17 protein-coding genes and 1 pseudogene are annotated in these 19,443 nt (G+C 46.5%); 15 read left to right on the top strand and 3 right to left on the bottom strand.

The features are described from left to right. Positions 1 to 12 precede the first annotated feature (12 nt). Together V2H45_RS10715 and V2H45_RS10710 are read left to right on the top strand one after the other, a co-directional pair. Positions 13 to 4,422 carry a beta strand repeat-containing protein gene (locus tag V2H45_RS10715; RefSeq protein WP_330483636.1) on the top strand — a complete coding sequence of 1,470 codons (4,410 nt, stop codon included), beginning with the start codon at positions 13 to 15 and terminating at the stop codon, positions 4,420 to 4,422. Between the two features lie 94 nt (positions 4,423 to 4,516). After that, positions 4,517 to 6,073: a YcjF family protein gene (locus V2H45_RS10710; RefSeq protein WP_330483635.1), complete on the top strand. Its 1,557-nt coding sequence runs from the start codon at positions 4,517 to 4,519 to the stop codon at positions 6,071 to 6,073. Here V2H45_RS10710 and psb30 read toward each other — a convergent pair. Beyond that, positions 6,047 to 6,187 (bottom strand): photosystem II reaction center protein Ycf12/Psb30, encoded by a 141-nt coding sequence (gene psb30 / locus V2H45_RS10705; RefSeq protein ID WP_330483634.1) that lies wholly within the window; start codon positions 6,185 to 6,187, stop codon positions 6,047 to 6,049. The two genes, V2H45_RS10710 and psb30, sit on opposite strands and share 27 nt — an antisense overlap. A gap of 96 nt (positions 6,188 to 6,283) precedes the next feature. Between psb30 and V2H45_RS25590 the strand changes: the two are divergent. From V2H45_RS25590 to V2H45_RS10695, 3 genes and pseudogenes are all read left to right on the top strand, one after another. Then, positions 6,284 to 6,340 (top strand): annotated as a pseudogene (locus tag V2H45_RS25590) (HNH endonuclease); the annotation flags it as partial. 3 nt (positions 6,341 to 6,343) lie between these two features. Next, a complete protein-coding gene (locus tag V2H45_RS10700) occupies positions 6,344 to 6,802 on the top strand; it encodes a hypothetical protein (RefSeq protein ID WP_330483633.1) in 459 nt (152 codons plus the stop codon). Beyond that, entirely contained in the window at positions 6,802 to 7,254 is a 453-nt protein-coding gene (locus V2H45_RS10695) for a type II toxin-antitoxin system VapC family toxin (protein WP_330483632.1), read from the top strand. Before V2H45_RS10700 ends, V2H45_RS10695 begins: the two co-directional genes overlap by 1 nt. Here V2H45_RS10695 and V2H45_RS10690 read toward each other — a convergent pair. Next, a complete protein-coding gene (locus V2H45_RS10690; RefSeq protein ID WP_330483631.1) occupies positions 7,251 to 7,751 on the bottom strand; it encodes an LmeA family phospholipid-binding protein in 501 nt (166 codons plus the stop codon). The genes V2H45_RS10695 and V2H45_RS10690 overlap by 4 nt on opposite strands. A 188-nt stretch (positions 7,752 to 7,939) precedes the next feature. On the opposite strand from V2H45_RS10690, the gene V2H45_RS10685 reads away from it, so the two are divergent. From V2H45_RS10685 to gloA, 8 genes are all read left to right on the top strand, one after another. Further along, positions 7,940 to 8,548 carry a sigma-70 family RNA polymerase sigma factor gene (locus V2H45_RS10685; protein WP_330483630.1) on the top strand — a complete coding sequence of 203 codons (609 nt, stop codon included), beginning with the start codon at positions 7,940 to 7,942 and terminating at the stop codon, positions 8,546 to 8,548. Beyond that, the gene (locus V2H45_RS10680) at positions 8,545 to 8,958 is read left to right on the top strand and encodes a hypothetical protein (protein WP_330483629.1); all 414 of its coding nucleotides are present in this window, start codon (positions 8,545 to 8,547) and stop codon (positions 8,956 to 8,958) included. The genes V2H45_RS10685 and V2H45_RS10680 overlap by 4 nt, the downstream gene beginning before the upstream one ends. 70 nt (positions 8,959 to 9,028) lie before the next feature. Then, positions 9,029 to 9,568: a Spy/CpxP family protein refolding chaperone gene (locus V2H45_RS10675; protein ID WP_330483628.1), complete on the top strand. Its 540-nt coding sequence runs from the start codon at positions 9,029 to 9,031 to the stop codon at positions 9,566 to 9,568. A 226-nt stretch (positions 9,569 to 9,794) separates the two neighbouring features. Continuing rightward, a complete protein-coding gene (locus tag V2H45_RS10670; RefSeq protein ID WP_330483627.1) occupies positions 9,795 to 10,745 on the top strand; it encodes a COX15/CtaA family protein in 951 nt (316 codons plus the stop codon). A gap of 202 nt (positions 10,746 to 10,947) precedes the next feature. Beyond that, positions 10,948 to 11,952, top strand: coding sequence for a heme o synthase (locus V2H45_RS10665; protein ID WP_330483626.1), 1,005 nt, complete (start codon positions 10,948 to 10,950; stop codon positions 11,950 to 11,952). 189 nt (positions 11,953 to 12,141) lie between these two features. Beyond that, positions 12,142 to 12,549: a ChuX/HutX family heme-like substrate-binding protein gene (locus tag V2H45_RS10660; RefSeq protein WP_330483625.1), complete on the top strand. Its 408-nt coding sequence runs from the start codon at positions 12,142 to 12,144 to the stop codon at positions 12,547 to 12,549. Between the two features lie 317 nt (positions 12,550 to 12,866). Further along, a complete protein-coding gene (locus V2H45_RS10655) occupies positions 12,867 to 13,325 on the top strand; it encodes a DUF3531 family protein (protein WP_330483624.1) in 459 nt (152 codons plus the stop codon). A 76-nt stretch (positions 13,326 to 13,401) separates the two neighbouring features. Next, complete coding sequence (gloA, locus tag V2H45_RS10650) at positions 13,402 to 13,791, top strand: lactoylglutathione lyase (protein ID WP_330483623.1); 390 nt, start codon at positions 13,402 to 13,404, stop codon at positions 13,789 to 13,791. A gap of 84 nt (positions 13,792 to 13,875) precedes the next feature. Here gloA and V2H45_RS10645 read toward each other — a convergent pair whose 3' ends face one another. Beyond that, on the bottom strand, positions 13,876 to 14,667 hold the full coding sequence (locus V2H45_RS10645) for a fatty acid desaturase (protein ID WP_330483622.1): 792 nt from the start codon (positions 14,665 to 14,667) through the stop codon (positions 13,876 to 13,878). A gap of 250 nt (positions 14,668 to 14,917) precedes the next feature. On the opposite strand from V2H45_RS10645, the gene V2H45_RS10640 reads away from it, so the two are divergent. Together V2H45_RS10640 and glgB are read left to right on the top strand one after the other, a co-directional pair. Further along, on the top strand, positions 14,918 to 16,927 hold the full coding sequence (locus V2H45_RS10640) for a DUF1565 domain-containing protein (protein WP_330483621.1): 2,010 nt from the start codon (positions 14,918 to 14,920) through the stop codon (positions 16,925 to 16,927). Between the two features lie 98 nt (positions 16,928 to 17,025). Beyond that, positions 17,026 to 19,296, top strand: a complete 2,271-nt coding sequence (gene glgB, locus V2H45_RS10635; RefSeq protein ID WP_330483620.1) for a 1,4-alpha-glucan branching protein GlgB — start codon at positions 17,026 to 17,028, stop codon at positions 19,294 to 19,296. Positions 19,297 to 19,443 lie beyond the last annotated feature (147 nt).

The raw sequence follows: 19,443 nt of genomic DNA, 5'->3' as shown, positions 1-19,443 counted from the left end.
ATTCTTATCAGCATGAGTAGTTGGCAGTTCGCAATCCAAACCCTATTTCAGTGGATGAGTCGATTTTTGAACCCTCCCCATCGGCTCCAGCGCCTCTTGCAAAGAGTTGGAATTTTCTGCGCTGTATTTCTGCTGGTCTCTACCCAAAACTACTGGCTACTCCAACCCGCTTCAGCACAAGTTTCAACCTTGCTTCGGGTCACAAATCAGTTTATTCCACCCAGTGTGGCTCCGGGAGTTACTTCGATCCTGCGGATTCAAATTAACAACGATAGCGGTGCACCACTTACCAATCTTGGCTTGGTAAATCCTCTAGCCACGGTCCCAGGCGTGCTGATTATCCCAGCGGCTCCTGCGATTACCAGCACTTGTGGAGGTGCTACCAGTTCCACGCCAGGAAGTTTCCCAGGCACTGCTGGTTCGGTAACGCTTACAGGCGGGACGCTTGCCGGAGGTGCTTTTTGTATAATTGATGTCCCCGTTCGAGGTTTTACTTCTGGTAACTACATTGAGACCATCGCCGCAGGCAGTGTCACCTCTGCCACGCTGAGCAATGCTGACGCAAGCAGCGCTACGCTGCAGATCTTGCCGCAGACCGCTGCAACGATCAATAAAGCATTTAACCCAAACACGATCCCTGGTGACGGGCGCTCAAGGGTTACCCTCACGATTAATAATACAAACCCTTACGCTCTGACTGGAGCTTCACTGACCGACACATTGCCAGCTAATGTCACCGTAGACACTCGCCCCGGTGCCATTGCGCCCACCACCACTTGTGCGGGTGGAACGGTTAACACGCTCCCTGCATTAGCAGGGGTATCACTTTCAGGCGGCACAATTCCTGCAAATGGAAGCTGTACGATTACCTTTGATGCCACCAGTACCGTCGGCGGTACTTACACAAATACGATTCCAGCCAATGCTCTTAGCACGGTCAACCTCATTAGCAACAGTAATCCCCCCAGCGATAACTTAAACGTCCAAACCCAAGTCACGATCGCCAAGGCTTTTGGACAGGCTAATCTTGACGAAGAGCGAACCACTTCACTTACAATCTCTATTACTAATGGCGGCGTCGCACTCACAAGCGCTACGCTCACAGACAACTTACCCTCTCCATTGGTGGTCGCAGATACCACTGCCTCCACGACTTGCACACCCACTGGTACATCTCAAGCCCTTACTGTCACGGCTGGGGCAGGTAGTTTTACCCTCAATAATGGAAATGTTGCTGGCGGTGCGGCACAAATACCAGGTTCTAACCCTGCGACTAACGTATTTGGAACCTGTACTGTGACAGTCAATGTGAAGCCAGCAGGTGGAACCCTAGGAAATCTGGGTGGTGGACCTACTTTAGCCGTGACAAACACGATTCCTGCCAATGCTCTGGGAAATGCTGAAGGGAGAACTAATGCAGCCCCAGCCACAGCAAACATTACAGCCCGAGCAGGGATCATTGTCACTAAAACCTATACGCCTAACACCAACCTCATTGCTCCCGGCAGCACCAGCCGAGTCAGAATCAGGGTAAATAATCGTTCGGGTGTCGCCAATGCCACAGGAGTAAGCTATACCGACAATCTACCTGCGGGACTCGTTGTCGCCAATCCTCCTAACGCGAGTGTAACGGCTGGTTGCGGCGGCGGTACGATTTCTCCTGCCTTGGTAAGTGGAGCTACATCAGTAACCCTCACAGGAGCTTCCCTCAGCAACGCAGCAGTGGTTTGCGACGTTTTCTTTGATGTGACGACCAGTTCGCCTGTGGGCACAATCTTTGATAACGTTATTCCCAATAACTCTGTTACCAACGCTCAGGGGCTTGACAGCGATGGTGTTACGGGGACAGAAGGACGCCTCTCGGTGATCAGTCGAGTAGAAATAGCAAAGGTTTTCAATCCTACTACTGTTGGACGTGGTCTTCCTTCCCAGATGACAATTACGCTCCGCAACAATCGTCGCAGTAACTTAGGAGTTGCCGAACCTCTTACAAACGTTGCGATCACTGACAATCTACCCACTAACCTACAAGTTGCTAACCCCGTCGCACTTACAAATAGTTGTGGTGGCTTAATTACTGGCGCGACCTCTGGTAGTACTTCGTTTAGTCTTAGTGGGGGCAGCATTGCTCCAATTAGCTCTTGTGCCATATCTCTTAACGCGATCGAGATCAACCAGACTCAGGGTAGTTTTCCCACACCAATTACCTATAACAACACACCTTCAGCTTTTAGTAACTCAGAGGGTGAAGGTGCGACATTACCAACTGCTCCGCTTACAGTGATTTCGCCGCTTTCGCCATCTAAAGCATTTCAGTCGCCTAATATTGCGGCTAATGGTATCTCCACCGCCGTAATTACCCTCACAAATACTCAAGTCATCCCCCTTACTAACGCTACATTTAATGACACATGGGTTCAGGCAAACACCATCGTAGCTAACCCACCCAATGTTAGTACGACCTGCGTTGGTGGCAATGTCACCACGACGGCAGGGACTCGAAACGTAGCTGTTACTGGCGCAACCATACCACCACAAATTGGTGGAGTCGCAGGGATCTGTACTGTGCGTTTTGATGTGGTCATGGATGGCACTGGTCCCGCAACTTTTGTTAACACGATCGGAGCAGGAGCTATCACTACAGCCGAGGGATTTTCTAACCCAGCCGCCATTACTGCCACGCTGACTCGTGTAGTCTCAGCCGTAACGCTTGTTAAGGATACGGCTCCACCCAATATCAACGTTGGCCAACCCTCGACCCTGACGGTTACGATTACAAATCCTGGAGCTGGGATTAACCTAACCAACGCTGGTTTTGTGGATACGATGCCAGCAGGAATGATCGTTTACTCAGTCCCAAATGCCACCACTACTTGCACAGGTGGAGTAGTGACAACAACCCCTGGTTCAAATACTTTTACGCTTACAGGTGCAAGCCTAAATACTGGCGCATCTTGTAATGTATCGTTGCGAGTTACCTTAACGGTGACAGGCAACCGTACAAACACGCTTCCAATTGGGATTATTACATCTCGTGAGGGTGTGAGCAATACGGCTGCTGCAAGCGCCAGTCTTAGTGCTGGGCCTGCTCTCAGCGTATCAAAGGCTTTTGCGCCCGCAGGCATCCCTACCAATGGTCGCAGTACTCTTACCATTACAATCACAAACGGTCTGGCAGGAGCGCTCACGGGCTTGACCGTGACTGACCCACTACCAGCAAATGTTGTCGTGGCAAATCCCCCCAATGCTTCAACAACTTGCGGAACGGGAACTGTAACTGCAAACACAGGTGCTACCTCTGTTGTCCTGAATGGGGCAACCTTAGGAACTAATTCAAGTTGTACGATCGCCGTAGATGTCACCGCTACCGTGGCTGGTGCTTTTCTCAATACGATTCCTGCGGGCAATGTCACAGCAGATGGAGGGATCAGCAATCTTCAACCTGCATCTGCAACCCTGACAGCTGGTCCAACGGTTTCGCTTTTAAAATCATTTACACCCACGAATATTTCACCCGGTGGCACTTCGGTACTGACGATTCAAATCCAAAACCCAACTGCAACTGCACTTACGGGTGCAAGCCTGCAAGACGACTACCCCGCAGGAGTTTTAACCGCCACAACGCCTGCTCAAAGCACGACCTGTGGGGGCACTGTTACCTTTGGTACAACGTTTGTCCGCCTCACAGGTGGCACGATTCCTGCGAATGGGAACTGTACGATCTCAATTTCTGTTACCGCCAATGCCTCTGGAACCTATCCCAACGTAATTCCAGCAGGAGCGTTAGTAACCAACTCGGGTACAACCAATACCCTGCCCGCGAGTGCCAACTTGGTTGTGGGCAATTCGCCGCAAGTGCTACTGGTCAAGCGGATTACCCGCATCAATAACACAGCACAGGCAGGTTTGATCGATGACCCCAGCACGACAGATGATAATAACGCCAACTGGCCTGGGGGTTATTTGCAAGGTCAGATCAATGTAAATAACGTTTTAGCTGGCGATCGCTTGGAATACACGATCTACTTCCTAAATGCAGGTCTAGCTGCTGCTAATAATGTGAGAATCTGCGATCGCGTCTTACCAAATCAGACCTATCTTCCTAATGCCTTTACTGGACTATTTCCTACGGATGGCGGATTGGCAGCAGACTTAGGGATGGCTTTGGCAGTTAGCAGTACAACACCCTCGGTATACCTGACCACTGTGAACGATCCACCCGATCGCGGTCAGTTTCTGGCAGCTCCCACACCCGTACCAACCAACTGTGGCGAAGGTGCAACGCCCAGTGCCAATGTAAATGGCGTAGCTGTCGTTGATGTCACACGCAATCCAGACCTACCGACAATTCCTTTTGCTACGGGAGCAGGTACACCAGCGAATTCCTATGGCTTTGTTCGCTTTCAGACAGTTGTAAAGTAAAGGTATAAGTAAACTTAGTTGCGCTGAATAACCCCAGAATGTACGGCATCCATATAAAATCTTTAAGTGTATTCAATTCAACTGAACGATTTTGATGCTGAACTCCCGTGCATTCCTGTACTTAGGCCTCGGAACTGTCGTTGTGTTGGCAACTGGCAATGCGATCGCTACGGTTGTAAATGACTGGCAGGCAATAAGTGCTGCGATATTTCTGGTTGGTGGGGCTTTATTGTTTTTCAATTTACGGCGCAGTCTTGGCGATCGCGTCCATAGCGAACCCGAGACGATCGACCGCCCTGGCTTGCAAAAGCAACTCCAGCATGTGAAACAGACGATTGCTAAAATCAGCGATCTTTCCAGTCGTCAAGACTTAATGCAACGGGCAGAACATATTGCTAGCAATCTCGAAAAAAATCAGTTTCGGATCGTGGTATTTGGCACTGGTTCCGCAGGGAAAACCTCGGTAATTAATGCCCTGCTGGGCAAAACAAGTAAGGATTCGGGAAAAACGGCAGCTACCATCGGCACAACCCAAACAGCCCAAACCTATGTATATGATGCCGAGCGGAATTCCGATCGCGATGCTGTACAAAAAAGCAAGCATATGCGGCAAATCTCGTTAGTCGATACCCCAGGGATTCAAGAAATGGGTCTCAGTGGTCGGGGCAGAGAGTTGGAAGCAACTCGCTTAGCCCATGCCGCCGATCTTCTAATTTTTGTCACCGCAGGCGATCTAACTGCGGTTGAATACCAACAATTTAAGTATCTGGTTGGTTTAGGCAAACGCGTGATTTTGGCTTTCAATAAAACCGATTGCTATTTACCCACCGATCTGGCTTTAGTTGAAGCAAAACTTGCCGAACGTACCACAGGCTTCTTATCAGCGCAGGATATCGTCGCGATCGCAGCGCAACCGAATCCGATCAAAGTGCGTCAATATGACACCCTAGCTTCTACATCACCCAACGCACAGCCTGTGAAAGAATGGCTGGAAACTTTACCACCAGATATTGCAGCGCTAAAAGAACGGATCGAGCAAATTCTCTCTAGCGAATGGGAGCAGCTTTTACTCAAAAACACCCATCTGCAAATTCAAGCTTTAAAGCGAGAAGCCCAGCTAGCATTACAAAAATTACAGCGTACTGAGGCAGAGAAAGTTCTGACGCGCTATCAAGTCATTGTGGCTACCACGACCTTCGCCAATCCTTTGCCTGCTTTGGATTTGGTTGCTAGTGCTGCCATCAATACACAGCTTTTGATCGAGATTAGTCGCATCTACGATCGCCCATTCAATCTCAAACAAGCCCAGCAAACCGCCTCAATCATTGCCCAGAGCCTGTTGCAACTAGGTTGCGTAGAATTAGCAACCACCGCGATCGCTACCTGTCTCAAAACCAATGCTGTCACCTATGCAATCGGTGGTTCCGTCCAAGCGATCGCTTCTGCCTATCTCACTCACATTGGCGGTCAAAGCTTTATTACCTATTTAGAGCAGCAACCCCATCTACCCATCGGTTCTAGCCCCATGAAAAATACCCTGCATGAGTTCTGTCAGAATACATTCCGCAGCACGCAGGGTGATTATTTTTTTACAAATTTTGTATCCAATATTCTAAAAGACCAGTTACATATCTCCGCCTTTAAAGGCTAAAAGGAAGATTACAACTGGACCAGACACAACGATCAAACCCAAACAAGTCAGTTGAAAAATCAATTCAAAGTTAATCGCCGAGACAAACCCTATAATCCCATCAAAAATTTCCATACCAGTATTTGCAATTTAATATAAAGACGTGATTGTCATTTTACCTATTTTAAAGCGCGATCGCACCTTAAATCTTAACGGCAATTATTCAAGCTAAAAGGCAGGAATGAAATCAGCAATCTCGTAATCCTCTGCTCAAATTGTCATAAATAGTTATTGGAAGAAAAGGATGAAAGACACTGGTTAGGAAGCCGCTTTAGCTCGCAAACGAGGTGCAGTCGCGAAAAAGGCAGCAGAAACACGGCGACAAAATCTAGCTGCCAATCAGTAAAAATTGTTTTTTCAGGAAGGCTACAATTAGGGTATCTTCAACGTATTTTAAGAATTCTCATGAGCCAAATTCTGACTTTGGAATTAAGCGAACGGGTGTTTGCTGCTATTCAGCAACAAGCGGAAACAATCGGCATGTCTCCAGAGTACCTAGCAGCGACTTTATTAGAACGGCAGTTAGCTAACACCTTTAAGTTGCTTTTGAACGAAGTAGAGAAGGATGAAGCACGAACAAGATTTGAGCGTCATTTTGGGGCATTGAACGATCAGTCAATGAGTTTTGACAATGAGAATATCGACGCTGATTTAGCCAGAGAATATGCTGGTATTCACGAGGATAAATGATGCTCCTCGATACGTCTGGGTTACTCTGCCTGCACTTTTCTACCGAACCTCTTCATACACAAGCTCTTGCCAACTACCAAGAAGCAAAAACTCGATTGACCCACAGTTACATCATTGCAGAGTATGTAGCGCTAGCCAATGCAAGGCGTTTTTCACGCTCCTCTGTTCTCAATTTTGTGGTTGATTTATTGGGAAGTCCAGATATAGAAACAGTATGGGTCGATGAAGCACTGCATCGAGCAGCAGTAGAATTATTGATTGTGAGACAAGATAAAACTTATTCTCTTTGTGATGCTGTCAGTTTTGTGTTGATGCATCAACGTAAAGTTACCAAGGCATTGACGACTGACAAACATTTTGAGCAAGAAGGCTTTGTACGTTTGTTGCAGCCACCTAATATCAGCGATCGCGCAATCGTTATGCTAAGAAAAATTATGTCAATGTACTACTAAGTGGCAGCGATCGCAAAGGAACCGCGACAATGGCAGTTACCCGACTCTATGGTTAATTCTTCAAGGGTAAAGTCATCGCCTAACTTATCGACGAGTATCTCTATCAAAGCGCGTATCTCTGCATCTGTTTTTGCTTCAGGAGCTTCTGTCTTGTGAATTGCCTCTAGAAACACGGGCGAACTTAAGCATTGCTGAAAATCAGAAGCTTCAAGGGTTGCGTCCATACAGACAGCGATCGGTTGTAGCAGTTTTAAGGATTCTCCTTTAAGAATTTGAGCGATATTTAAATGAATTTCATTGGCTTTAAGGTTGATACCACTTACATGCAGACCTTCGTAGATAATGTGCTCTGCGGAAACAGTTGCCTGTAGGATATTCCCTTGCAAAATTTGACGACTACTGCCCTCCACATTAATTTCTAAGTTTTGAATTGCTTCTACCTGCGATCGCAGCCAAAGTTTAATAATGGGGATCAGGACAGTACTAATTACAGACATAGTTGAGCTTAAACAGATGAACAGGATTTATAGTAAAACTCTAGGGTGGAAAAGTTGACAGTTGATAGTTAACAAGTGACAGTTGAACCTTGTTTGGACTTTCTCAGTCAAAATATGTAGATTCCCAACTTGTAGATATCGCGTCGTCGATCGCTTCTTTCTCCAACCAAACCTGTTCATAAGTATAAATGCTCACAGTGGTATTTACCAAAGTAGCGGAACTCAGCCAACCAGATCCAGACATTGTCCTTGTACGCGAGTGTTTGCAAGGAAAAACTCAGAGTTTTCGTTTGCTCTATCAACGGCATCAAAAAAAAGTTAGATCGACGCTGTTTCAGCTATGTGGCAGCGATGGCTTGGACGATCTGGTTCAAGAGACGTTCTTACGAGCATGGAAAGGACTTGGTAAGTTTAAGCAAACGGCACAATTCTCCACTTGGCTCTATCGCATTACTTGGAATGTCGCCTGCGATCGCCGTCGAACTTTAGCCCAAGGCCGATCGCGGAGTGTATCTGTAGACGATACACAGCTCGAAAATCTCTCAGATCTGGTGTCGGCAAAGGCGACGCCCAATACAGAGTTGATGGATATGCACTATCAAGACCTCGTACAAAGGGGACTCGCCGAGCTGAGCCTCGATCACCGTACAGTTTTGGTATTGCATGACTTAGAAGAGATCCCACAAAAAGAAATTGCTGAGATCCTCGCAGTACCCATTGGTACGATTAAATCCCGTCTGTTTCACGCCAGAGCTGGCTTGAGGCAGTTTCTAGAATCCCAAGGTGTAGAGCTATGAAACCAAACAATTCTTCAGGAAAGTCTTCAGAGCGTGACGACGATCGCGCGCTTGTAAATTTTTTGCAGCAATATAAACCTGCGGCTCCTGCTCCAGTCAGTAATCTGGAACAAGAAATCATGCACAAAATTGTGGCTGAGCCACAGACGCAACGGATTCACAACCGAACGAAATCATCGGTCTACAAGAACCTATTATGGGGGCTGCCCTTGGCGATCGCGGCGATGGCTGCTGGAATTTGGTTTGGTAGCCGTCCCTCTGAACCTCAACTCAGTCAAGCAGATCGGGACACGATCGAGGCTTCTTTAGTACATAGCTGGTCTACTGCTACCGATCAAGAGACCGAGGATACGGCAACTGCTTATTTGCTGCTCGATCCATCGACGGAGAGCTTTACTAGTTATCAATAGGTAAGCGTGACTTTTTGGGATTTATTTTTTAGATATATATCAGATTAAACAGATAAGTAAGGTAATGACCATGAACGCTAAAGTTATTCGCTATACTGCTGCCACTGCTGCCACTGCTGCGATCGCTTTAACTGCATGGGTCTTAGCACCTAATTTTTTGAAAGGATCGCAGGCTAGCGAATCTCAATCGCAAGGTATTAGCACGCAATCCCCAGTTCTTTTGGCAGAAACCCATACCGAAGAGGCACAAGCGCAAGACTTTACGAACATCCCACCAGGGCAAGTTTTACGCCGACTTAATCTTTCGGATACTCAACTGCGCCAGATGAAGGCAATTCGAGACAACAATAAGAGTGAGATCCAGACAACCACACAACAACTGCAAGCAGCACAGACAGAGCTACAAAGTCTCATGTCTAATTCAGCCTCTAGCGATCGCTTGCGCGAAAAATTTAACCAAGTTCAAGGGCTGAGGCAAAAGCTCGGGCAAATCCACTTTGAGCGCATGTTGGCAACGCGAGAAGTTCTAACCCCTCAACAACGCGGTCAGCTCGTCGAATTTCTGAAACAGCGCCGCCATGAGAGACGAAAGCCTTTTTTGGGGCGTTGATTTTCCAGTATCTTCAGAAATTGTTAAGTCATCCACAATAGGTATTTAGTCTCACTTAGTATAGGTGGATGTATATGCCTCAAGAGAAGTTAAAGTTTGTTGAGTTTCTTAGATATTCTTAACAAATTGGTAAGAATAAAAACAATCGAGATGCCGCAAATTTGAAATATCCCACGGCACTACATCAAAATCTCTATCCAGTTGTTGTCGAGTGACTCATTTCCAAATGGCTGACTCCCTTTCTGTTCGAACCATTCCTAAAAGCGAAATACAAACGAATTCCAAGCCCGAGCCGATTGTTTATGTACGTCGCCTTGTCTTTACCCTCGCGATCGCTACATTCTTTCTCATGGGTTTAGGTAGTGCCACGCGGGTGATGAATGCAGGATTATCTTGCCCTGACTGGCCGCTGTGCTATGGCGAAGTAATTCCCACCGCTCAAATGAACTTACAGGTGTTTTTAGAGTGGTTTCACCGTCTGGTTGCCTCTTCAGTAGGTTTTTTAACCCTGATCTTTGCAGGCTTAGCTTGGTGGTTTCGTCATGCACTCCCTAAATGGTTACCTTGGGGTGCAACATGGGCAGTATTTTTGGTAATTTTTCAAGGAATTCTAGGTGGGCTAACGGTTACAGAACTGCTCCGATTTGATATTGTTACTGCCCATTTAGGCACAGGTTTACTATTTTTCTCTAGCCTCCTGAGCATTACTGTGGCGCTGTTGCCCTATAAGCCAAATCACTCTGCTGGCAAACTGCCTTGGTTTGGTCTCACGGCAGCAATTTTGGTGTATTTACAAAGTATCTTAGGTGGCTTGGTTGCCTCACGTTGGGCTTTACATCAATGTTTTGCCAGTGAAGAACTATGTACGGTGATGAATAGTCACCTTGTAGGAGTTGTCCCTGCTAGTCTGGCTGCAATTTCTGTGATGTTCGTGGCATGGAGAACTGCGGCGCTTCACCCTGTGCTCAGACAGTTATCCTATGTGGTTGGGATTTGTTTAGTCGCCCAAGTCGCAATCGGCTATGCCACCTACAAATTGCATCTACAAGTTGAGCCGCTCACCGTTGCCCATCAAGCTACTGGAGCTGCATTACTTGGCACTTTAGTTTGTTTCACAGTTTTAGCGTTACGCGATCTTGTTCCCCAAGATCTAGAGAAACAGGACGCAGTTGTTTAACAAATTTTGATAGCGAACTCAGACACTGATACTTGGTCAACGATTAGTCGATCGGTATACCGAATCTAGAAAGTTTTTTAGGCGTATTTTTTGAGGGTTTTCAATCCTTCAAGAAACTCTTAACAGAATAAGTACCGATCTTTTCAAGCCTTTGGGAACTCCCTACAGATAAATTACAAAACCTCTTTTTTGGAGTCGATAGATGCAAGAACTTATCTATGCCGATGTTGCACGACGTAATCGGAATCTCTATGAAGCGTTTCAAAGTTACGTCCAGTTAACCAAGCCTCGCATCATCGTATTACTTTTGATCACGACCGCAGGAGCGATGTGGATTGCCTCAGAGGGGCAGGTTGATGCAGTCTTGATGCTGACGACGGTTTTAGGTGGTGCGCTAGCCGCCGCATCGGCAAACACGATTAACTGTCTCTACGATCGCGATATTGACTATGTGATGGAACGCACGCGCTGGCGTCCCCTTCCGTCTGGACGAGTAAGCCCCAGAGATGCCCTGATCTTTGCGATCGCCTTGGCAATGATTTCTTTCACCCTATTGACGGTCTGTGCCAATCTTTTAGCGGCAGTTTTGGCAATGTCTGGCATTGCAACCTACGTGGGCATTTACACTTGCTGGCTCAAGCGATCGAGCACGCAAAACATCGTGATTGGTGGTGCAGCAGGCGCAATTCCCCCACTGGTGGGTTGGGCAGCGGTGACAGGCGATCTCAGTTGGGCAGCTTGGATCTTATTTGCAATTATTTTTGTCTGGACACCTCCACACTTCTGGGCTTTGGCTCTAATGATTCGCGATGAATATGCCAAGGTCGGTGTGCCGATGTTGCCTGTGGTTGAAGGCGATGCTGCAACGGCTAAGCAAATCTTGATTTACACGATCTTGTTAATGCCTGTAACGATGCTACTGGTCTACCCTTTGCATGTGATGGGGGCGATTTATACGGCGATCGCACTTTATTTAGGTGGCGTATTTATTCAAAAAGCCTATCAACTTTTGCAAAACCCAAGCGATCGCCAAACTGCCCGCTCTGTGTTTAAATACTCGATTCTTTATCTGGCTTTTCTCTGTATTGCTATGGGTGTCGATAGCCTCCCTGCTACCCATATTCTAAATAACCAAATCACTGCCTATGTAACGGGTAGCTTCAGCAATTTATTTGGTTTTCTCTCCTCGACTTATCTAAATTCCTAAAAGCACTTTCCTTTAGAAAGCAAGAAGGGGCGCTGTCTACAGTGCCCCTTCTTGCTTATGCCCCACATCAATGCAGAAATCTTTCTTATGGCAGGCAGTGCGGATTCCTCCCTTTTAAAAACCTTAAGTGCGTAAGGTAGATGTGGTTTAATTTCCTTAACTAACTTAGCGATCGCATAAAAATTTAGCATGGCTCCCACTTTAAAAGACTTTTTAGAAGAATGTGATTCCCTTGGCTTAGTACGTCTAATTGTGACGAATGCAGGGGCAGTATTAGAAGCAAAAGGTAAACTTGAAAAACTCTTTTATGCTGAGCTTCCCAAGGGCAAATATGCCAATATGCACTCCGAGGTGTTTGAGTTTCACTTAAACATGGATAAAATCGATCGCGTTCGTTTTGAAACGGGTGAAGCCAAGCGCGGAAACTTCACAACCTATGCAATCAGGCTATTAGATGGAGCTGATGAGTCGCAATTAAGTATTTTTGTACAGTGGGGCAAACCAGGTGAATATGCTCCTGGTCAAATCGAAGCTTGGGAAGCACTCAAAGCTAAATATGGCGAAACTTGGACTCCAGAAAAGTTGGAAAGCCTCTAGATTTTTCTTTTTCGATACAACTTAAACCTTGAAGTAGCTTACCTCACCCTAATCCTTCCCTTGCCATGACGCGAGGTAGCTCTTCGCAGGGGAGGAGAGGATACCTGACTGCTGCTCTTCCTCTGTTGGAAGGGAGAATTTCAAGGGGGTAATACCAATTTCCTAAATATTTGCGACAGATCAGGTTTTAGATTCCGCGCTGAGCGCGGTTTTTTCAAAAAGATGCGTTGCATCATTTTTTGAAAATGGTATAAGTTCGACTTGCGCCTGCCGACTTGCGCATGCATAGTAGCCTTAAAATAGAGAGAAGAAGAATTATGGAAGTTAGATTTCGTGAATGTGATTGGTTCGATCTATGGATATGGATAGAATTTAGCGAATTTCCCTCAGAACCAGAAAAACAGTTTTTAGATGAATTATTTAACTCTTGGTTCCTGATGGGAAAACTTGGTGGGTTTAATGCAGGAAATCTACAAGTACAAGAGACAGGTGTAGATATCAGTTACTTTAATTATGACGAGCAAGCTGCTGAAGATGACTTTATGGCAGTGATGCACAATATGAGCGATGTGGAATATGAAGGGGGCTGGGCAAGATGCTGGGTTGACTTGGGAACTTCTGATGCGATCGCTTTAGACACACTGATTAATTCTCTACGACAACTCAGCCGCGAATACGTACAAATCAAACAAGTGATTATTGGTGGGCAAAATGAAGACTGGCTGGTAGAAAGTAAGGAAGAACGCGATCGCACCGAACGCAACGGCGAGTACTAGAGAATTTAGCTGTAAAGAGAAGCCATCTAAGTCTACTTGTGTTAGCTTAGGTTGAGTTGTTCATATCAAAAAAACTATGCGAGTTTTACATACGATGATTCGGGTGGGTGATTTAGATCGCTCGATCAAGTTTTATTGTGATGTGTTGGGTATGCAGCTATTACGACGAACGGATTATCCAAATGGTAAGTTTACACTTGCCTTTGTGGGGTATGGCGATGAAAAAAGTAATGCTGTGATTGAGTTAACCCACAATTGGGATACGACATCCTATGACTTAGGCAATGGGTTCGGTCATGTGGCATTGGGTGTGGATAACATCTATTCTGCCTGTGCGAATATTAAAGAACTGGGTGGTAAGGTTACCCGCGAACCCGGTCCTATGAAGCATGGGAGCACTGAAATCGCCTTTGTAGAGGATCCTGATGGCTATAAGATCGAGTTGATTCAGCTAAAAGAGCAATAAGAATTTCAAGAATTTCGGGGAGTGGAGTATTTATATTAAGGGACTTTTCTCTAGAATGCTTCTCTCCGATCGTCCAAATCCGAATCACTTTCTGACTGATGGTAGTTTGTACCACGGCAAATGGGGATATTCGTGGTGTTCCCAATGATAGCCAAAGTGATAGCAAGCTAGAAATGAGAGCATCACTGGGAAATCACTACTCATGGCATGATGTCGATTGGTATAGCCCTGTTGGGGCTCACGATGGGTGAGGAACGTCCCAAAAAGGAACAGTTGCATGGAACTCAGCAAAATCGGCAAGATCCAAAACAGCAAAAGATTGATGGGCGAAACTTGCATACCCAGTCTGAGGGAATGGAAGATAACCGTGAACCCTACAAAAATTACTACTAGTTGGCGGCGATCGAGATAGCGAACCATAAACGCGACATACCAAGCGATCGCATTCTTATGCTGTCCGTCATGGAAGTCTGGGTCGCCTGCCCTACCAGGATTTTTGTGATGGAGACCGTGGTTTTTAAGGAACTTCGCATAGGGCAAGAGTGCATACAATGCGATCGCAATTCTACCAAACCAGTCATTCACCCTGCGATCGCTTGTAAATACTGTCCCGTGCGCGGCATCATGGGCAACGATAAACAAGCCCGTATGCAAGAAGGTTCGCACCAGAACCACCAAAATAACAAAGAGTATTGGAATCTCTGCGAGATTCAGCCGATTGCAAAGGAAAAGACTAATTGACCATAGACCAACTATCAGCAAAGCGATCGCCATGCTTTGGTAATCGGAAAGCACCTTACGCCATCTTTGCAGGTCTAAATCACTATCTTGTTTGAGCAGATAGCTTTGGGGCGGAACGATCGTTGGCGAATTCATGCGTACAGTTTGAAAGTTGGATTTCTTTACAAACTGATTGTATATTTATATTAAGTTATTTTAAGGAGTTTTGCGTTTTTCTACCTAGAGTCATAGATCGCTAAGAGAAACAATTCTCTATTTCCTATGAAAATGCAGCAATGATTCGGTAAAACTTGGTAGTCTGTTAATAGGTTTTGGATTTCAAGAATTACCGAATTGATTTTTATAGAAGGGCTAGATTATGAGACGCAATTCAATCCTCCCCTCTATGGTGACTGCCATAGCGATCGCTTTCACTTCCACTGCTTTAGCTGCTCCTTTTAATCCATCACTTAATAATTTTATTAACTCAGGTTTAAGTAAAAAAGACACCCAGATAAGTTTTCAAAACGAATCAGTAATCTTTGTCGCGCCAAAAAAAAATACTATTCCCATTGGAAATACAAACATAACGGTTGATGGTACAGAGGCGCATCCCTTTCCTTCTATTACCGCAGCGCTAAAAACAAATCCACCTGCCAATACAATTATTCAGCTAGCCACTGGGACTTACAGTGTTGAGACAGGCGAAAGCTTCCCCATCAAACTGCCCCAAGGGGTTGCACTGCGCGGCGATCCTGAGATTAAGGGAAAAGGGATTGTCATTCTTGGTGGGGGAAAGTATCTCAGCCCAACGTTTGCAGGACAGAACGTTACGATCTTGGTGGGGAGCGACTCGCGCATTGAAGGCATCACGATTGAGAATCTCAATACGAGAGGTACAGGGGTCTGGGTTGAATCGCAGAAGCGCGTGACGATCACCAATAACACCTTCACAAAAAACAACCGCGAAGGAGTATTTCTCGCAGGCGATGCCAATGCATCTGTGATTGACAATCTATTTAGTCAGAATGGTGCGAATGGACTTTCCGCTGTGGGAACAAGTACTGGAGAGATTCGGTTCAATACCTTTGATAATACGGGATTTGGCTTGGCAATCGGACAAAGATCGAATGTATTGGTGGAGAAAAACCGCATTCTCAATAACATGGATGGCGTAGTGATTTCCAATCTCTCTACTCCAAAGCTTCGAGACAATTTGATTGCGAATAACAAACGTAATGGCTTGGTGGTTTTACGCGACCGCAAAGGTCAGCCCAGCCCCGATCTAGGCACGCCCCAAAGCTTGGGTGGCAACATTTTTAAAAATAACGGTGAGAAAGATATTAATAATTCTACCGCTGCAACCTTAGCGGCAGTGGGGAACGATCTAGATCGCAACAAGGTCGCTGGTCTCGTAGCTCTAAATCCTGCCAGTATGCCAACCGCGATCGCTACAACCCCTACAACTCCTAAGAATCCTACAATTCCGACCGTGGCGGCATTACCAAATCCTAAACCGATTGCACCCACTGTATCTCAGCCAACGCCTAAACCATCCCCAAATCTAACCCAACCCCCTAAACCTTTAGCTGCAACTCCGACCGTTAATCCAACCGTCAAGCCGCCCCTGAATCCAGTTGCGAATCTACCAACAACGACGACAACCCCGAAACCCACTGTCCCGAAACCTACTGTAGTATCCCCACTCCCGAAACCTGCTGTAGCGATCGCACCTTCCCCAAAGCCAACACAAGTTAGCGAACCATTACCCTCTGCCTTACTGGTTCCTGCGGGGATAAAGCTTCAAAGTGCAGACACCAAACCGAGCCTTAATCAACCCGATTCAGAAGTGGCGATCGCACCTGTGGCAGAAACTATGTATCTGTCTTCTGTCACCATCATGAGGGAGGTTGTATCATCCCTACCTTTACCTGTGACTTCCCCATCTTCCGTCAAGCCCGTTACACCCAAACCAGCTACACCCAAACCAGCAACAACTACTGTGGCACAGTCAAAACCGATGAATTCTTCCAAGCCGCAAACTCAAACACCTAAGGCCCCAACAGCTAAAGATCGCGTCGTTCCGATCGCGTCATCTCAGCAATATTTGGCAAATTTACTGCCCAACAGCGTGCCAATTCCAGCCTTTATGCAACCGCTGAATATGCCGATCGCTTTGCTCGTACCACCTTCTAGTTTCGAGCTAAGTCGCTATATTGTGATTATTCCCTCAGCTTCGCCCAACATTTTGTTTCAGGTTCGCAGTATTGTCCCTACGGCTCAAATTGCCCCTTCAAGGCTAGGGACTCACATTCGCGTGCAGGGCTACCCCGATCGCGATCGGGCTGAGGTTTTAAGCGCAATTTTGCGATCGTTTGGGTTAGATTCTAGGGTGGCTTACCACAGCAGCCTATAATTGAATAGCTCTATCTTTAGTTAGAGCGAGAAATGTATCATTTCAGAGATACAATTTCAGTAAGAAATCTTAACAATAAGTATATTTACTCAATTTTTATGGCTATAGCACCCACAATTGCAACAGAGCAGATCGATCGGATTGTTTGGAATCAGCATCACGATCCTTACTCTGTCTTAGGTCCCCATGAAATTGAGTTAGATGGTAAATCTGTCTGGGTGATTCGTGCCTACCTGCCTGACGCTACAGCCGCAGCCGTTATTAATCCTGATGAAAAAAGCCACTATCCCATGCAGTCTGTACATCACCCTCACTTTTTTGAATGCGTGATCGCGGATGCCCCACAACTATTCAGCTACAAACTTAAAGTGACCGAACCGGGCGGCGATCGCTTGATTTACGACCCTTACTATTTCAAGTCACCCCTTTTGACTGACTTTGATCGCTACCTATTTGGTGAGGGCAATCATTACCAGATTTACGAAAAGATGGGCGCTCACCTCACGGAAGTAGATGGGGTAAAGGGTGTATATTTTGCGGTTTGGGCGCCCAATGCTCGTAACGTTTCAGTACTTGGTGATTTTAATTTATGGGATGGGCGCAAGCACCAAATGCGCCGCGTCGATCCTGGGGTATGGGAGTTATTTATACCTGACATTGGCGTAGGTACAGCGTATAAGTACGAAATTAAAAATTCCGATGGGCATATCTACGAAAAGTCCGATCCCTATGGATTTCAGCAAGAAATTCGTCCTAAGACGGCCTCAATTGTGGCTGACCTCAGCACTTACCAATGGCAAGATCGAGACTGGATGGAAACGCGCCGCACCACCGATCCGCTCAAAAAGCCCGTCTCAGTCTACGAACTGCATCTAGGATCTTGGATGCATGGGGCGATCGAACAGCCTCCTGCGGATGGCTATCCCACCGTTTCTGCCGCTGACCTTAAGCCTACGGCAAGATTTTTAACCTATCGCGAACTGGCTGACAAACTGATTCCCTACGTCAAAGAGCTAGGCTTCACCCATATTGAATTGCTTCCGATCGCCGAGCATCCCTTTGATGGCTCTTGGGGCTATCAGGTGATCGGACATTATGCTGCCACCTCGCGTTACGGCACGCCCCAAGACCTGATGTACTTCATCGATCGCTGTCATGCTAACGGCATTGGCGTGATCGTCGATTGGGTTCCAGCCCACTTCCCTAAAGATGGTCATGGCTTGGCAAACTTTGATGGAACGCACCTATACGAACATGCCGACCCTCGCATTGGCGAACATAAGGAATGGGGAACGTTAATCTTTAACTATTCCCGTAACGAAGTTCGCAACTATCTGATTGCGAATGCTCTCTTTTGGTTTGACAAATATCACATTGATGGAATTCGCGTCGATGCGGTGGCTTCTATGCTTTACCTCGATTACAACCGTAAGCAGGGCGAGTGGTTACCGAACCAATATGGCGGTCGCGAGAATATCAGTGCGATCGAGTTATTCCGTCATCTCCATAGCATCTTGTTTAGCTACTTCCCCGGTGTCCTCTCGATCGCAGAAGAATCAACTTCCTATCCCATGATCACCTGGCCGACCTATGCGGGTGGCTTAGGCTTTAATCTGAAGTGGAACATGGGCTGGATGCACGATATGCTCGACTACTTCAGTATGGATCCTTGGTTCCGTCAGTTCCACCAAAACAACGTCACCTTTAGCATCATGTATGCCTTCAGTGAGAACTTCATGCTAGCGCTATCTCACGATGAAGTCGTGCATGGCAAGAGCGCCATGCCCGGTAAAATCCCTGGAGATGAATGGCAGAAGTTCGCCAACCTGCGTTGTCTATATGGCTATATGTTTACCCATCCCGGCAAGAAAACTCTGTTCATGGGGATGGAATTTGCCCAATGGAGTGAATGGAATGTTTGGGGCGATTTGGAATGGGGACTGCTTCAATTTGCTCCTCACAAGAACCTTCAGAAGTTCGTGGGCGATCTTAATGGCTTGATCAAGGCTGAGCCTGCTTTGCACACCTTAGATTTCTCGCCTGAAGGTTTCCAGTGGATTGCCTGCGATGACACAAATAATTCCGTTGTGGCGTTTATCCGTCGCAGCGACAATGGCGAATTTATCGTTGTTGCCTGTAACTTTACCCCCGTCCCCCACGGCGACTATCGTATTGGCGTTCCTGCTAAGGGATTCTATAAGGAGATTCTCAATAGCGATGCTACGGTTTACGGTGGCAGCGGCATGGGCAATCTGGGTGGTAAATACTCGGATGACTGGGGTTGCCACAATCAGCCCTACTCGCTAAATGCTTGTTTACCTCCTTTAGCGGTCGTCGCCTTTAAATTCCAAGAAACGAAAGAAGAATAGAATCTTCATTAGGATTGAATCGTGTAAGAATTGAGCGGAGTCAGGTTTTGATTTCGCTCAATTTTTTTGGTGGGATGATTAAAACCTACAACCCATTGCCAATCAAGATAAACGCAGACCAATAGAAAGGATGGGCGAAGTCTTTAC

It is taken from the genome of Tumidithrix elongata BACA0141 (assembly GCF_036349135.1).
GTDB classification, from domain to species: Bacteria; Cyanobacteriota; Cyanobacteriia; order Pseudanabaenales; family Pseudanabaenaceae; genus Tumidithrix; species Tumidithrix elongata.
The sequence above is the reverse complement of the archived record's forward strand: the minus strand, read 5'-3'. Positions and strand labels throughout refer to the sequence as shown.

What these genes read in the sequence shown, in the direction of transcription:
- V2H45_RS10715 (WP_330483636.1), top strand. Translation starts at nt 13, where the DNA reads ATGAGTAGTTGGCAGTTCGCAATCCAAACCCTATTTCAGTGGATGAGT.
- V2H45_RS10710 (WP_330483635.1), top strand. Translation starts at nt 4,517, where the DNA reads ATGCTGAACTCCCGTGCATTCCTGTACTTAGGCCTCGGAACTGTCGTT.
- psb30 (WP_330483634.1), bottom strand. Translation starts at nt 6,187, where the DNA reads ATGGAAATTTTTGATGGGATTATAGGGTTTGTCTCGGCGATTAACTTT.
- V2H45_RS10695 (WP_330483632.1), top strand. Translation starts at nt 6,802, where the DNA reads ATGCTCCTCGATACGTCTGGGTTACTCTGCCTGCACTTTTCTACCGAA.
- V2H45_RS10690 (WP_330483631.1), bottom strand. Translation starts at nt 7,751, where the DNA reads ATGTCTGTAATTAGTACTGTCCTGATCCCCATTATTAAACTTTGGCTG.
- V2H45_RS10685 (WP_330483630.1), top strand. Translation starts at nt 7,940, where the DNA reads ATGCTCACAGTGGTATTTACCAAAGTAGCGGAACTCAGCCAACCAGAT.
- V2H45_RS10680 (WP_330483629.1), top strand. Translation starts at nt 8,545, where the DNA reads ATGAAACCAAACAATTCTTCAGGAAAGTCTTCAGAGCGTGACGACGAT.
- V2H45_RS10675 (WP_330483628.1), top strand. Translation starts at nt 9,029, where the DNA reads ATGAACGCTAAAGTTATTCGCTATACTGCTGCCACTGCTGCCACTGCT.
- V2H45_RS10670 (WP_330483627.1), top strand. Translation starts at nt 9,795, where the DNA reads ATGGCTGACTCCCTTTCTGTTCGAACCATTCCTAAAAGCGAAATACAA.
- V2H45_RS10665 (WP_330483626.1), top strand. Translation starts at nt 10,948, where the DNA reads ATGCAAGAACTTATCTATGCCGATGTTGCACGACGTAATCGGAATCTC.
- V2H45_RS10660 (WP_330483625.1), top strand. Translation starts at nt 12,142, where the DNA reads ATGGCTCCCACTTTAAAAGACTTTTTAGAAGAATGTGATTCCCTTGGC.
- V2H45_RS10655 (WP_330483624.1), top strand. Translation starts at nt 12,867, where the DNA reads ATGGAAGTTAGATTTCGTGAATGTGATTGGTTCGATCTATGGATATGG.
- gloA (WP_330483623.1), top strand. Translation starts at nt 13,402, where the DNA reads ATGCGAGTTTTACATACGATGATTCGGGTGGGTGATTTAGATCGCTCG.
- V2H45_RS10645 (WP_330483622.1), bottom strand. Translation starts at nt 14,667, where the DNA reads ATGAATTCGCCAACGATCGTTCCGCCCCAAAGCTATCTGCTCAAACAA.
- V2H45_RS10640 (WP_330483621.1), top strand. Translation starts at nt 14,918, where the DNA reads ATGGTGACTGCCATAGCGATCGCTTTCACTTCCACTGCTTTAGCTGCT.
- glgB (WP_330483620.1), top strand. Translation starts at nt 17,026, where the DNA reads ATGGCTATAGCACCCACAATTGCAACAGAGCAGATCGATCGGATTGTT.